At 68.0% G+C, this 13814-nt stretch carries 12 protein-coding genes and 1 pseudogene; 6 read left to right on the top strand and 7 right to left on the bottom strand.

The genetic code is table 11. The annotated features are described in order from the left end of the window. Nucleotides 1-547: alcohol dehydrogenase catalytic domain-containing protein (locus ON19_RS08835; protein WP_043688814.1), on the bottom strand; the 547-nt coding region annotated here is incomplete at its 3' end. Between the two features lie 540 nt (nt 548-1087). Between ON19_RS08835 and ON19_RS08830 the strand changes: the two genes are divergently transcribed. After that, nucleotides 1088-1600: a UCP032817 domain-containing protein gene (locus ON19_RS08830; RefSeq protein ID WP_372478620.1), complete on the top strand. Its 513-nt coding sequence runs from the start codon at nt 1088-1090 to the stop codon at nt 1598-1600. A gap of 1 nt (nt 1601) precedes the next feature. Here ON19_RS08830 and ON19_RS08825 read toward each other — a convergent pair whose 3' ends face one another. The 3 genes from ON19_RS08825 to ON19_RS08815 are packed head-to-tail and all read right to left on the bottom strand — an operon-like array spanning nt 1602 to nt 5407. Next, complete coding sequence (locus tag ON19_RS08825; RefSeq protein ID WP_043688809.1) at nt 1602-3374, bottom strand: SDR family oxidoreductase; 1773 nt, start codon at nt 3372-3374, stop codon at nt 1602-1604. A 30-nt stretch (nt 3375-3404) separates the two neighbouring features. Beyond that, on the bottom strand, nt 3405-4502 hold the full coding sequence (locus ON19_RS08820) for a PDR/VanB family oxidoreductase (protein ID WP_086006613.1): 1098 nt from the start codon (nt 4500-4502) through the stop codon (nt 3405-3407). A gap of 2 nt (nt 4503-4504) precedes the next feature. Then, on the bottom strand, nt 4505-5407 hold the full coding sequence (locus ON19_RS08815; protein WP_043688801.1) for a metal-dependent hydrolase: 903 nt from the start codon (nt 5405-5407) through the stop codon (nt 4505-4507). Between the two features lie 196 nt (nt 5408-5603). Between ON19_RS08815 and ON19_RS08810 the strand changes: the two genes are divergently transcribed. Next, on the top strand, nt 5604-6995 hold the full coding sequence (locus tag ON19_RS08810) for a WS/DGAT/MGAT family O-acyltransferase (protein ID WP_043688800.1): 1392 nt from the start codon (nt 5604-5606) through the stop codon (nt 6993-6995). Nucleotides 6996-7041: 46 nt separating this feature from the next. On the opposite strand, the gene ON19_RS08805 is transcribed toward ON19_RS08810, so the two are convergent. Further along, a complete protein-coding gene (locus ON19_RS08805; protein WP_043688799.1) occupies nt 7042-7938 on the bottom strand; it encodes an alpha/beta fold hydrolase in 897 nt (298 codons plus the stop codon). Between the two features lie 398 nt (nt 7939-8336). Here ON19_RS08805 and ON19_RS08800 point away from each other — a divergent pair, with 398 nt between their 5' ends. Continuing rightward, complete coding sequence (locus tag ON19_RS08800) at nt 8337-9083, top strand: glucose 1-dehydrogenase (protein ID WP_043688798.1); 747 nt, start codon at nt 8337-8339, stop codon at nt 9081-9083. Nucleotides 9084-9194: 111 nt separating this feature from the next. On the opposite strand, the pseudogene ON19_RS43640 reads toward ON19_RS08800, so the two are convergent. Beyond that, nucleotides 9195-9620, bottom strand: a pseudogene (locus tag ON19_RS43640) (YdcF family protein); the annotation flags it as partial. Nucleotides 9621-10282: 662 nt separating this feature from the next. Here ON19_RS43640 and ON19_RS08790 point away from each other — a divergent pair. Both ON19_RS08790 and ON19_RS08785 read left to right on the top strand, forming a co-directional pair. Next, entirely contained in the window at nt 10283-11491 is a 1209-nt protein-coding gene (locus ON19_RS08790; RefSeq protein WP_043688795.1) for a lipase family protein, read from the top strand. A gap of 343 nt (nt 11492-11834) precedes the next feature. Next, nucleotides 11835-12860 (top strand): FAD-dependent oxidoreductase, encoded by a 1026-nt coding sequence (locus ON19_RS08785; protein ID WP_043688793.1) that lies wholly within the window; start codon nt 11835-11837, stop codon nt 12858-12860. On the opposite strand, the gene mbp1 is transcribed toward ON19_RS08785, so the two are convergent. Next, entirely contained in the window at nt 12857-13108 is a 252-nt protein-coding gene (mbp1, locus tag ON19_RS08780) for a microaggregate-binding protein 1 (protein ID WP_043688792.1), read from the bottom strand. The two genes, ON19_RS08785 and mbp1, sit on opposite strands and share 4 nt — an antisense overlap. A 262-nt stretch (nt 13109-13370) precedes the next feature. Here mbp1 and ON19_RS08775 point away from each other — a divergent pair, with 262 nt between their 5' ends. Next, complete coding sequence (locus ON19_RS08775; protein ID WP_043688791.1) at nt 13371-13808, top strand: DUF6010 family protein; 438 nt, start codon at nt 13371-13373, stop codon at nt 13806-13808. The last annotated feature ends 6 nt before the right edge of the window (nt 13809-13814 follow it).

Genomic DNA, 13814 nt, shown 5'->3' with positions numbered 1-13814 from the left:
CGCGCGCGGCGGCGACGACGTTCGCACCCGCCGCACGGGCGAGCTGGATCAGCAGGATGCCCAGCCCCCCGCCCGCGGCGGTGATCAGGACCCATTCGCCCGGCTGCACGGCGGCACGGTCGAAGACGGCGAGCGCCGTCCTGCCGTCGTGGGCGAGCGCGACTGCCTGCGTCGGGGTGAGCCCGTCGGGCAAAGCGACGAGGGTGTCCGCCTTGGCCAGCGCTTTCTCGGCGTATCCGCCGATCGGCAGGCCGCCGCCGACGCCGCTGGCCGCGGTCGGTGTCGACACCCGCTTGCCCACCCAGCCCGGATCGACGTCGGGGCCGACCGACGCCACCACCCCGGCGACGGCGCCGCCGGGTACATAGGGCAGCTCGATCGCGAAGAAGTCGGTGCCCCAGCCGCTGCGCAGCCGGGTGTCCAGGAACATCACATCCGCGGCGGCCACATCGACGACCACCTCTCCCGGTCCGGCCACCGGATCGGGCAGCTCGCGCACCACGAGTACTTCCGGTCCACCGAACTCATCGGCTTGTACAGCCCGCATGACATACCCTTCGTAGTTCCTTGCTGTTTCGGACGAAGATCAGCATGGAACCTTAAGAAGGGTTGAGGTCAAATCCTGGGTCAGGAACCGCCCCCGCCGCAGCTGCTGCTGCTTCCACCGCCACAGCTGGAACTACTGCCCCCGCCGCAACTGGAACTACTGCCGCCACTACAGCTGGAGCTGCTTCCTCCGCCGCAGCTACTACCGCTCCCGCCGCCGCAACCGCTGCCGTGGTGGTGATGATGCCCGCCCCCACCGCCGTGCGGCTGGTCGAACCCGCCGATCAAACCGGCGCCGCCGGCTGCCCAGAACGGGTCGGTGGATCCCCCCTCGTAATGTCCTCCGCTCCGGTTCCCGCCGCGCCACGGACCATAGGGCGGCGGCGGTAAGAACTGATTGCGCTGCGAGCGAAGGATGACGACTACGACGATGATCGGAACCGCCACGAGGAGCAGCACCATCAACAGGATGAAAAGAAGGATGAGTGCGCTCATGTCACGACGGTAGCGGCCGATCGGCACGCACGTACAGTGAACTGTGGTGAACTTCAGGTTCCGCAGATCTCCGGCCGGTGAGATCGACCTCGCGGCCGTGCGCGCCGCCGTCGACGCCCTGGAACTGCCCGAGGCCGTCTACAAGACCTGCCCCTGGCAGCCACGAGAGCTGGTGGACAAGGGATTGCGGCAGTGGTTGCTCTGCTGCGGCGCCGCCATGCGCGACGATCAGGTGATCGGCATGCCGTCGCACGCGGTGGACGAGGCATGGCACGGGTTCATCCTGTGCACCAAGCGCTACGCCGACTTCTGCGCGCGAGCCTACGGGCGCTTCCTGCATCACTTCCCGGAAGGCGCCGGGCCGCCGGTGGACTCGCACGGAACCATGGCCGAGCAACTCGGCCGCACCGTGGTGGCGTGGTCGTTCGTAGCGGCTCCGGGCGAGGAATGCGTGCTCTGGGATCTGGATCGGCAGGTGGGTGTCGAGCACCCGTGGGGCATCGGGTCCGAGCGAGTCGTGGCCGTCGAGGCCGAACTCGCCCGAACCCTCGCCTCCTGAGTCAGGTCAGCTTCACCCGCGCCGCCAGGAACCGCACGACGGCGGGCGCGAGCCGCCCGAAGTGATACTGCAGGTGGGCCTCCGGCGTCACCGGCACGATGCTGCGGTTGCGCTGCAGGGCGTGCACGATCTGCTCGGCCACCTTCTCCGGGCCGTAACGCCGCATCCGGTACAGGTTGTCGTAACGCTCCTGTTTGCGCTTCTCCTCCTCCGCGCTGACGCCGGAGAACCGGGTGCGCGCCACGATATTGGTGTGCACGATGCCCGGGCAGACGGTGTGCACCGAGATTCCCCGAGCGGCCAGTTCGGCGCGCACGCAGTCGGAGAACATGAACACCGCCGACTTGCTGGTGGAATACGCGCTGAATCCCTGCTGCGGACTGTAGGCCGCCATGCTGGAGAGGTTCACGATGTGCCCGCCGAGGCCCCGCTCGGCCATGGCGGGCCCGAAGGCACGGCAGCCGTTCACCACGCCCCCGAGATTGATCCGCAGCACCCGGTCGAAGTCGGCCGCCGAGGTCTCGAAGAATGCACCGGCCTGGCCGATCCCGGCGTTGTTGATCAGGATGTCGGGGACGCCGTGGTTATCCAGCACCGTCGCGGCGTGCGCCTGCATCTCGCCTTCGTCGGCGACGTCGAGGTGATAGGCGTGCGCCACGCCGTGTTCGGCGGCGATCAGCTCGGCGGTCTCCTTCGCCGCTGCGAGATCGATGTCGGAGAGCACGATCTCGGCGCCGCGACGGGCCAAGGCGAGCGCGGTGGCACGGCCGATGCCGCTGCCACCGCCCGTGATGACAACCAGCTGATCATCGAACGGCCGTGCAACCCGGCCCGTTTCGGCCCGGCGCAACGTGCGGGGCGGTGCCGCGCCGCCGAGCGTGTCGATCAGTTCGGTGGTCGCGGTGGCCAGCAGCTCCGGATGCGAGAACGGCATCCAGTGCCCGGCGGGCACATCCCGCCGCCACAGCCGCTCGGTCCACCGGTGTTCGTCGTCGAATCCCGCGGGACGTACGGCGACGTCACGGCCCGCGACGATCAGCTGCACCGGCACCTCGGTGTGCCGCTCACGTGGCGCGAGCATGCGCTGCACGATGTTCGCGCGGTAGATCAGCAAGCCGTCGACGACGTCGGCGCGAAAACTCGGTCCGAGACGCACGTTCGACGGCGCGGTCTCGTTCATGATCGAGACGACCCGCCGCCAGAAGCGTTCGGTACCGATCAGGCCGAAGGCGGCGCGCGGCAGCACGGGGGTCATGAAGAAGAAGGTGTACGCCGACGACAGCAGCTGGGTGAACGGCTGCCATATGTTGCGCGGCGTCGGACGCGCGAGCCGGTTGCGAATCCACTTGGCGATGTGGTCCAGGTTCGGCCCCGACACCGAGGTGAACGATGCGACCCGGGTGGCCGCACGCGGCTCGCACACCGCTTCCCACACCTGCACCGAACCCCAGTCGTGCGCGAGCACGTGCACGGGGCGGTCGGGGCTCACCGCGTCCGCGACGGCGTAGAAGTCCGCGGCCAGGCGGTCGAGCCGGAAGTCTTCGGTGCGCCGGGTGCGAGTGGAGCGCCCGTGCCCGCGGGTGTCGTAGGCGACCACATGGAACCGGCGAGCCAGGAGCGGCACCACCGCGTCCCAGAGGTGGTGGGTATCGGGCCAGCCGTGCACCAGCACGACGGTTTCCGCGGCGGGATCACCGTATTCGTAGACGGCGAGGTCGAATTCGCCGCTGCGCACGGTGCGTTCGACCGCGGAGAGCGGTTCGGTGGTGGTCATCGGGTTTCTCCTTGACTGACCGTGGTCGGGTCACAGATCGAGCACGAGTCGCCCACCGTCGGCGCGCGAGACGCAGACGAGCATCTCGCCCGCCTCGCGTTCGGCGGCGGTGAGCACGGTGTCGCGGTGGTCGGGTTCGCCGGTCAGCACCCGGACCTTGCACGTGCGGCAGAAGCCCTGCCTGCACGAGTACGGGCGGTCGGGCCGGGCCTGGAGGATCGTGTCGAGCGCGCTGCGGTCCGCGCCGACCTCGAGAACCTCCCCGGTGGAGGCGAATTGGATCTCGAACGGCTTACCGTTCACGATCGGTGGCGGCGAGAACCGTTCGGAATGCAATTCCACGTAGGGCATTTCGCGCACGGTGTCGGCGATCACGGTGATCATCGGCACCGGTCCGCAGCAGTAGACCGCGGTGTCGGGGCCGACGCCGGGCAGCAGGGCGGCCGCGTCGGGAAGCCCGTGCTCGTCGTCGGTGCGTACGACGACGCGGTCGCCGAATCCCGCGATCTCGTCGAGGAACGGCAAGGTGTCGCGGCTGCGCCCGGTGTACACCATCGCCCACTCGATCCCGAGCCGGTGCGCCAGCCGCGCCATCGGCAGGATCGGCGTGATCCCGATCCCGCCCGCGACGAAATGTAAACGCGTGGCTGGAGATCCGTGGCCGGGCACGGCGAACGGGAACGCGTTACGCGGCCCGCGTACGACGATCGGTGACCCCACGGGGAGAGCGTCGTGAACCTCCACGGAACCACCGTCGCCTTCCGGGATACGGCGCACCGCCACCCGGTAGGCCCGAACGTCCGCGGGGTCGCCGCACAGCGAGTACTGCCGCAGCCGGCCGGACGGCAGCTCGAGATCGAGGTGGGCGCCGGGGCGCCAGGGCGGCAGCACGCGCCCGTCGGGGGCGGCCAGTCGCAGGCTCACCACGTCCTGGTCGCGCGCCTCGATCCGCCGTTCGGTGACCACCAGCGCGAGCCGCCGATCGTCCACCCTCGGACGTGGAACGCGCCGGTTGACCAGGGTGGTCCAGCGCAGTCGCGCCGAGGCCACCGCGTCGAGCACCCGCACGGCGCGGTCGCGATCGCGCTTGCCGAACAGGTCCGCGGGAAGCCGGTCTGGAACGGGCAGCCTCACGAGGCGATCGCCCGCGCCGCCGGGGATTTGGCCAGATAGGCCACCGCCTGCGCGGTGGAGCCGACCGTCTCCGGGTTGTAGCCGGGTTTGAAGGTGCTCAGCGCGCTCCACAGCAGCGAGGGGACCCCGGGCAGCGCGCCGCGCCACATGGCACCGAAGACTCGCGCGAGCAACCGGGGATAGCCGAGGTCGGGCAGGTCGCGGTCCTGATGGACCATGAACTTGGTGCCGCGCACCACCAAGGTCAGGAAGATCGGGAACACCAGCAGCATCAGTCCCGCCCGCCGCACGTATCCGGCACCGAAATAGACCGCCACATCGTGCGCGACGTGCCGGTGCTCGACTTCCTCCGCCCCGTGCCAGCGGAACAGGTCCGCCATGCGCGGGTCGGCGCCGAACCGCTCCAGTTCCGCGTTGAGCACCCAGTCGCCGAGGTAGGCGAAGAAGTGCTCCAGGCACGCGATGAAGGACAGCCGCTCGACCATCACCTGCCGTTCGGCGGCGCCTGCGACATCCCGCGGCCCGAGCGTCCGGCGGAACAGGTACTCGGCCTGTCGCAGGTAGGGCTCGGGATCGATGCCGTGCACGGCGAGCACCTCGTGCAGCACTTTGTCGTGCGTCTCGGCGTGCATCGATTCCTGACCGATGAACCCGAGCATCGCCTCGCGCAGCTTCTCGTCGCGCACATACGGCAGCGCCTCGGCATACGCGGCGCAGAACATGCGCTCACCCTCGGGCAGAAGCAGATTCAGCGAATTGATCAGGTGCGAGGCGATGGGCTCGGCGGGCATCCAGTGCAGCGGCGTGTCCGCCCAGTCGAATCGCACGTTGCGGGCGCGCAACGCCACGGTGCCGGGGTCCGTATCGGGCCGGCGCCCGGCCCTGCGAAGTAGCTTCATCGGTACTCCTCGATCCTCGCTCGCCGCCACCGCGCGCGATTCCTACATATCCGTAGCAAGGACTATACACATATGTAGAACTTTCGGTAACACACAAAATCGCACCCGGAGGCTGTACGGTGACACAACTCCGCGACAGTCGTCACACCTGGCGTTTCCGGCACAAAACTAGAACGCGTTCTAGTAGGCTTTTGCTATGGAACGATTGACCGGATTGGATGCCAGCTTTCTCTACTTCGAAACCGGGACCCAGCATCTGCACGTCTGCGCGCTGCTGATCCTCGACCCGTCGTCGGGTGACTACTCGTTCGAGGGATTCAAAGCCGAACTAGCCCGGCGACTTCCCCTGATTCCGCAGATGCGCCGCCGTGTGTACGAGGTGCCACTCAACCTCGACCATCCCGTCTGGGTGGAGGACGAGAATTTCGACCTCGACTATCACGTCCGCCGCATCGCCATCGCGGCTCCGGCTGGGCGCCGCGAACTCGCCGAACTCGTCGGGGACATCGCCAGCCGTCCCATGGACCGCGATCGCCCGCTCTGGGAGATGTCCGTGGTGGAAGGTCTCGACGACGGGAAAATCGCGGTGATCTGCAAATACCACCACGCCGCCGTCGACGGCATCACCGGCGCCAACCTGATGATGCACCTGTGCGACCCGGAGCCGGGCGTCACGAAGACCGTGCCCGACGACGAGTGGCGCCCCGAGCCCAAACCGAGCGACTGGCAGATGCTGGCCGAAGCGGTGGTGAAGTTCCCGGCCAGAGCGGGCATCGTCGGCATGCTGCCGAAGACGGTCGGCGTGGTCGCCGGATTCGCGCAGCGCCGCCGCGAGAACAAGGCGGGCATGGCGATACCGTTCTCCGCGCCCCGCACACCGTTCAATCTCGCCATCACTCCGCATCGCGCGGTCGCGTTCACCGACGCCGAGCTGGACGCCATCAAGGAGATCCGCTCCGCGTTCGGGGTCAAGGTGAACGACGTCGTGCTCACCGTGGTTGCCGGTGCGTTGCGCGCCTATCTGGCCGAGCGCGACGAATTACCCGACCGCTCGCTCATCGCGTCGGTTCCGGTGTCGGTACACGAGTCGACCCGGCACACGGCGGGGGTCAACAAGGTGTCCACGCTGTTCGCTCGGCTCGGCACCGACGTCGACGACCCGGTGCAACGCTTGCGTGAAGTGGCCGAGAACAATCGCGGGGCCAAGGAAGAGCACGAAGCGATGGGCGCCGACTTCCTGCAGGACTGGTCGAAATACGCCCCGCCGAACACCTTCCGGCTCGCCGCGCGGATGTACTCCTCGCTCAAGCTGGCCGAGATGCACCCGGTGGTGCACAACCTGGTCGTGTCGAACGTGCCCGGCCCTCCGACGCCGCTGTACTTCCTCGGCGTCCGGGTGGACGGGATGTATCCGTTCGGGCCGGTGTTCCACGGCGCGGGCCTGACGGTCACCGTGCTGTCCCACAACGACAAGCTCAACTTCGGCTTCATCGCCTGCAAGGAACTGGTGCCCGATATCGCGGCGCTCGCCGACGCCGTGCCCGGCGTGGTCGCCGAATTGCTCTCCGCCGCGCGGAAATCGGGCTGAGCGCCGGCTCCCTGTCCGCCACCGCCGCCGGGCAGGACCGCACCGTTCAAATCTTCGCGGCGACAGTCTCGCAGGCTTCGAGCAACACGGGCACGAAACGATCGGCCTCCAGCACGCAGGACGCGTGCCCGGCCGCGACCAGGTGCTTGCTCGCCCCCGGGATCATGGTCGCCATCTCCATCTGCCGATAGACCGGAATCGCCCGATCCCGGGTCGTGATCACCACCGCTGTCGGCATCGTCAGATCCGGCAACCATGCGGTCGCGTCGAAGCGCCCGACCACGGCGAGAACCTGGGTGAGCGCCCATCCGCTGGTGCTGCGGAACTCGTCCAGCGCCCAGCGATCCAATCGCCCCCGGGTCCAGGTGACCTGCGGAAGCTCGGGCAGACGGCCCGCGAGCTTTTCGGCGCGACGGTAGGAATAGGGCCCCACCGCGGCGGCGAAGACGCCGAACGTCCGGTGAAAAGCGTGCTCGCGCCATTTCTCCCGGAATCGGTAGGGTGTCGCGCAGAGCACCAGACCGCTCACCCGGTCCGGATGACGGCGCCCGGCCAGCAGACTGACGATTCCGCCGAGTGAGAACCCCGCGCACATGGCCCGGTCGACGTGCAGCGCGTCGAGGACAGCCACCACGTCGTCGGCGCAGTCCTCCAGGGTGAAACGCTCGGAGCGGATGCCGCGGCCGTGCCACCGCTGGTCGAACAGGATCACCCGGTACCGCTGAGCCAGCGCCGCCAGCGACGGGAACCAGGTGAGGTAGGCGGTGCAGGCAGTGGCGTGCAGGAGCACCAGCGCGGGTGCGTGCTCCGGCCCCGGGATGTCGACCACATAGGTCCGGCCCCGCCCCGGCAGATCGACCAGGCGGCCACCGGGCACCTCGGCGATGTCCGGCACCCGGAAACGGCCGCCGAACCGCGTCACGCTTCGGCCGGAGTTCGTCATGGCGCACCTCCCGAGCGGTCACATCGGGGACATGATTAGAACGCGTTCTATACGATCATGGCACAGCTGCGCACCAGGCGGACGCGTTTCCGTCGCGGCGACGCGGACCAGCCCGTCCATCACCGTTCCGTTCGATGATCAGCGCGACCGCCTCGACATTCGCGCACCGCCCGTCCGGGAGGCGCCGTCCAGATGGCGCCGGGGCGAAAGTTCGTCCCGTAGCCGTTCTGGGCTCTCGCGATAGAGCGGGACAGGTGCCGCGACGCCCACCTACTTGCCGGACACATCGACACCGGCGACCGCCGAGCGGCCGTCTGGGTTACTGTCGCGAGACGCGCCCACACCGGCGCGTTTCTGCAACGTGTTGCAGACGACGTTCGAGAGACGGAGGTTCCCGGATGGGGCGGTTGACCGGCAAGGTGGCGTTGATCAGCGGCGGAGCGCGCGGCATGGGCGCGGCGCACGCCAGGGCGCTGGTCGCCGAGGACGCGCGGGTTGTGCTGGGCGACGTGCTCGACGACGAGGGCGCCGCGGTCGCCGCGGAACTCGGCGACAACGCCGTCTACGTGCACCTCGACGTGCGCCAGCCGGACGACTGGCGCAAAGCCGTCGGCGAGGCGGTGGAGCGGTTCGGCTCGCTGAGCGTGCTGGTCAACAACGCGGGCATCGCGAACGGCAACCTGCTCGTCGCGTTCGAGCTGGCCGAATGGCAGCGGATCATCGACATCAACCTCACCGGCACCTTCCTCGGCATGCAGGCCGCGACGCCCGCGATGATCGAGGCCGGCGGCGGCTCGATCATCAACATCTCCTCCGTCGAGGGCATGCGAGGCAGCCCCGGACTGCACGGCTACACGGCCACCAAGTTCGCCGTGCGCGGACTCACCAAGTCCACCGCGCTCGAGCTGGCGCAGTACAAGATCCGGGTCAATTCGGTGCACCCGGGCCTGATCCGGACCCCGATGACGGAGAACATCCCGGAGGACTTCCTGCAGATCCCGCTCGGCCGCGCCGCCGACCCGGCCGAGGTCTCCGCCCTGGTGACGTTCCTGGCGAGCGACGAGTCGTCGTACTCCACCGGCGCCGAGTTCGTCATCGACGGCGGCCTGACCGTGGGCATTCCGCACAAGAGTTTCGGCAGCTGAGTCAGCCGCGGGTGGCGAGCAGGGCCAGCGGCCCAGCGACACCAGCGCGACGCACGCGATCACGGTGCTCCATTTGTAGGCCACCAGCAGCGCGGCGAATTCGCGCAGGAACGCGCTCGGCAGGTAGTAGAAGGCCGTCCTGGCGCCGGTCACCTCGGCGTCGAGATCGAGGCGACGCGCCAGGATCGCCGTGCGCAGAATATGGAAATTGCTGGTCACCAGCACTATTCGGGTCGTCGGGCCGCGCTCGCCGAGCAGCCGCTTGGTGAACAGCAGATTTTCCTCGGTGGTGCCCGATCGGTCCTCCAGGATCACGTGGTGGTCGGGCACACCGTGCTCGATCAGGTAATCCGCCATCGCCGCCGCCTCGGAGACCTCCTCATCGGATCCCCTACCGCCACTGGCGATCAGCAGCGGGGCGCGTCCGCGCTCGGCTTCGCCGCGATAGACCTCGATCGCCCGATCCAGGCGCGCCGCCAACAGCGGCGGCACGTCGCCGTCGACCAACCCGGCGCCGTGCACGACGATCGCGTCCATCCCGGGACGGTAGGGCAGCAAGCCGTAGCACAGCGAATACACCAGGAATGCCGCGAACAGGAACCCGATGTAGCTGATCGCCATCGTCAGCGATGCCAGAAGCACCACGAACCAGAGGTTTTCGGTGTGCAAGGCGAGGGCGAGCACAACATACGGCACCAGCAGCGCGATGCCGAGTCCGAGCGGCAGCAGATTCGGAAGACGCCAGCCCTCCCGGCGTACCAATTGCGTGCCGTTCGCGATCGACAACCCGGCCAGCACCAGCACCACCAGCGGCGACAAGAGCACGAGCAGCGGGGCGAGCACCACCGGCAGATCACCGTCGGCGACCAGGCCGACCACCCACGCGCCGACGAACGCCGTCCCGAGTAGCAGATACACGCCGTGCCCCAACCGCCTGCGGTCCCTGCGGAATCGCACTCCGAACACACCGAGCAGGATCACGCCGACGACCAGCAGAAGCACCGGGTCACGGTAACCGACCGGTGGGCAGCGCGCCCCGGCGTCACCCGGCGGCGCGGCTACCTCGGCCTTTTCCGATCGTCCCCTAAAGTGTGCAGGTCCGGGCATCGGCCGCAGGCGACCGGTATCCGCAGTATTCGACTTCAGCAGACCAGCGTTTCGGAACAACACGTCGTGACGAATGGGAGTCGACGAAAGCCATGCTTCGATTGGTCATCGCTACCGCCGCGGCCGCGCTCTGTCTGATCACACCGCAGGGTCTGATCACCCCGCAGGCCGCGGCGCAGCCGATCTATCCCGAACCTGATCCCGACCCGTTCTACGCCACTCCGGCCCACCTGGACCGCGCCGCGCCCGGCGACGTCCTCGCGGTACGGCCGATGCCGGGACTACTCGCGTTCCCCGGCGCGACGGTCACGATGATCAAGTTCCGCTCGACGAACTCGGCGGGCGAGCCGATCGCGGCCACCACCACCGTGCTGACCCCGCAGAATCCCACCCCGGGTGGGCCGCTGCTGTCCTATCAGCACATCATCAACGCACTCGGCACCCAGTGCGCGGTCTCCCGCGTGCTCTACACCAGCGACCCGAACTTGGCGGTGCGCGAAGCACCCGCACTCAACGGCCTGCTGCTGCGCGGCTGGTCGGTCGCTCTCCCAGATCATCTCGGGCCCACCAGCGCCTACGGCGCGGCGAAGCTCGGCGGCATGATCACCCTGGACAGCATCCGCGCCGCACGGCGGGTGACAGAACTAGGACTGGCCGACAGCCGTGTCGCCATGCTCGGCTACTCCGGCGGCGGCATGGCGACCACGTGGGCGGCCGCGCTGGCGCCGACCTACGCGCCGGAACTGCCGATCATCGGCGCCGCCGCGGGCGGGGTGCCGATGAACCTGGTCAAAATGATCGAGGGTCTCGGCTATGCGCCGCACGCCGCATTCGGCCTCGCCTTCGCCGCCGCCATCGGGCTGGAGCGGGAGTACCCGGCGCGGCTGCCGGTGAGCGACTACCTGAACTCGGTCGGGTTGTCGTTCCGCGACCGGATCGCCGACAGTTGCACCAACGAGATCCTGCTGGCAGGCGCGGGCCGCGGCATCGTGGACGTCGCGGCCTCGAATTCGCTCGCCGAAGACGAGCGCGCACGCGGCGTGCTCGAGGAGAACAGCCTGGAACTCTACGAGGGCGTTCCGTCCGCGCCGCTCTACCAGTGGCGCGCGGAGCACGACGCTCTGATACCGGTGGAGTCGATCGACACGACGGTGCGGCGATACTGCCAGGCGGGGGTGCGGGTCCAATACGAGAAGTTCGTGAGCCCGGACCATTTGTCCACCGCGGTGCTCGGGATACCGTCGGCGCTCGGATGGTTGGAAGCTCGGTTCAATGGTGTGCCTGCGCCGAGTACTTGCTGAGTGGGCTCGATTCGGAGGGCGGGCTGTCCACTCGCGGGAGCGCTTCCATCGGCAGCAACGGGATTGTGAGCGCCCGGTCGCGAGCCGCTCTGGTCAGCGACTGTCGGTCTGGGCGAAGTCATCGAGAGCCGGAATTGTTGCCGCGGAGTGCTGTTCGCATGGACTTATCTCGACCGGCACAGCGCCGCAAACCGGTATCGACTGCTACTGCGGATGCGGGTGGACGCATCGCCCGATTCTCGAACTGCCGGGCTCGTCCGTTCGGCTGGAACATTGGTATCGCGCTGCTTCCTTTTGCGCTGTCGGCAACCCGACCGTCGCACGTAGCTCTACGCTGGACCACATGGTCACCATCGTCGGCGGAGGAATCGCCGGGACGGTCCTCGCCGGAGCGATTGGGCGCGAGGGCATTCCGGCACGGGTCTACGAAAGCCAGCGGTTCGTCGGCGCAGGAGCGTTCCTGGTGCTGGACGACCGTGCGCACGCCGCGCTCACCGCCCTCGGCGTGCCCGCCGACCGGCTGGACGCGGTCGCCCATCCCGTGGACGCATTGCGGGTCGAATACCAGCCGGGCGAAGCACGTTTCGGGCCGAGCCGCAGCCACCGGCTGTACTTACGCGCCGATCTCATGGCGGTGCTGACCGAATTCGCGACTGCCACAGCGGCAGAGTTCCATTTCGACACTGCGGTCACCGATATCCACGAAGGTGTGCTGCTGAGGGGCGCTACCCGGCTACCAACCGACGATCTCGTCATCGCCGCCGACGGCATCGACTCCCTCGTACGACAGCGCATCGAACCCGGGCGCATCCCTGAGTACGCCGGTCAGATCGTCTTCTACGGCTGCACCGAGCGGCCACAAGCATTGCGCACCAAAAGCACGGTGCTGCATTTCGACGGCCTGATCGGCGAAGACGGACGCCCGACCGGCGCCTTCGGCCACTTCTGGGATGAAACGATTTCCGTCTGGTTCGCCAGGGTCACCCGCCCGCCCCTTCCCCCGGAGAGCATCGGATTCCATCCGGTGGCGCACTGGGCCGAACTCATTCGTACTGTCGCGCCGGGAATCTCCGACGTCGTAGATCTTCTGCTCGCGCAGACGCAGACCGTGCACATCTCGAATGCGCGCAACGTGCCTTTCGCCGCCGCTGCTCCCCCACGGCTCCCGGTAATCCTCTGCGGCGATGCCGATCACGCCATCACGCCTGCCGAAGGAGTCGGCGCGCGCGACGCGATCGAGGACGCGGCAGCCATCTTCCGAGCCTTGACCGCGGGCTCCTCGCCCGCGGAGGCGATGGCGGCCCGGCGGCGGCAGATCGCCGCCGACCGGGAACGGGTCGTTCCGCCCTACCGCCGCACCGGGAACTAGGCGTCCTTGCCGCTCTCGTACGCGCTCTGCCGCGCCTCATCGAGGTCGGCCTCCGAACGCGCCTTCGCGGCCTCGGCTTCCTTCCGCGCCGCGTCCCGCTGGGATTCGGCCTTGTCCTGCTGCGCGCGACCCTCTTTCTTCAGGTCCTCGTCACCGGTGATGACGCCAGCGGTTTCCTTGGCCTTCCCCTTGATGTCCTCGACGACACCCTCGACAGCTTCTCGTGGTCCGCTCTGATGCTCCGGCATCACATACCTCCCAATCAGTAGTCGGCTGACACCCGCCGCATACCCGGGCCAGGGAGGATCAATCACCCTGTGACCGTCGCCACCGGTGGTTCACCCGGTCGGTTTGCGTCCCCTCCAGAATTCGCGGGTGTACACATTCGCACCGCTACCGAAGAATTGGCGAGTTTCCGTTAGGACGTGTCGTAAATGCCACTGGGAGAGGCTCGTTCGACTGGATAGTTTCGGTCTGCGAAAGTGCCACCGTACGAGGAGTCACCCAATAATGACCTACATCGCACCAGTGCTGATCGGCCTGCTGTACGCGCTGGCAATGTCCCTGATCCCCGAACCACAGCGCCGCCGATTCAACGCCATCATGGTCGCCGGCGCAGGCGCCGCATACCTCAGCGGCGGCGGCTTCGGCGGCTGGGAATTCGCCTTCACCGCCGTCACCACCTACTGCGCCTACCACGGCCTCGAATCCTGGACCTACATCGGCATCGCCTGGCTCCTGCACACCGCTTGGGACCTACTCCACCACTTCAAGGGCAACCCGATCATCCCGTTCGCCCACGACTCGTCCCTGGGCTGTGCGATCTGCGATCCGGTAATCGCGGTGTGGTGCCTGTGCGGGGGACGCTCGTTGTTCTTTCGCAAGTCACGCCGCACCGCCGATGCGCTCGGCGCGGATAGCGGAGTAAGAGCGGCTACACCGAATTGACAAGGC

The sequence above is a fragment of the Nocardia abscessus NBRC 100374 genome (assembly GCF_000308455.1).
Lineage (GTDB): Bacteria > Actinomycetota > Actinomycetes > Mycobacteriales > Mycobacteriaceae > Nocardia > Nocardia abscessus.
Note: the sequence above shows the minus strand (reverse complement) of the source record. Positions and strands in the feature narration are given on the sequence as shown.

What these genes read in the sequence shown, in the direction of transcription:
- ON19_RS08825 (WP_043688809.1), bottom strand. Translation starts at nt 3,374, where the DNA reads ATGACCACCACCGAACCGCTCTCCGCGGTCGAACGCACCGTGCGCAGC.
- ON19_RS08815 (WP_043688801.1), bottom strand. Translation starts at nt 5,407, where the DNA reads ATGAAGCTACTTCGCAGGGCCGGGCGCCGGCCCGATACGGACCCCGGC.
- ON19_RS08810 (WP_043688800.1), top strand. Translation starts at nt 5,604, where the DNA reads ATGGAACGATTGACCGGATTGGATGCCAGCTTTCTCTACTTCGAAACC.
- ON19_RS08805 (WP_043688799.1), bottom strand. Translation starts at nt 7,938, where the DNA reads ATGACGAACTCCGGCCGAAGCGTGACGCGGTTCGGCGGCCGTTTCCGG.
- ON19_RS08800 (WP_043688798.1), top strand. Translation starts at nt 8,337, where the DNA reads ATGGGGCGGTTGACCGGCAAGGTGGCGTTGATCAGCGGCGGAGCGCGC.
- ON19_RS08790 (WP_043688795.1), top strand. Translation starts at nt 10,283, where the DNA reads ATGCTTCGATTGGTCATCGCTACCGCCGCGGCCGCGCTCTGTCTGATC.
- ON19_RS08785 (WP_043688793.1), top strand. Translation starts at nt 11,835, where the DNA reads ATGGTCACCATCGTCGGCGGAGGAATCGCCGGGACGGTCCTCGCCGGA.
- mbp1 (WP_043688792.1), bottom strand. Translation starts at nt 13,108, where the DNA reads ATGCCGGAGCATCAGAGCGGACCACGAGAAGCTGTCGAGGGTGTCGTC.
- ON19_RS08775 (WP_043688791.1), top strand. Translation starts at nt 13,371, where the DNA reads ATGACCTACATCGCACCAGTGCTGATCGGCCTGCTGTACGCGCTGGCA.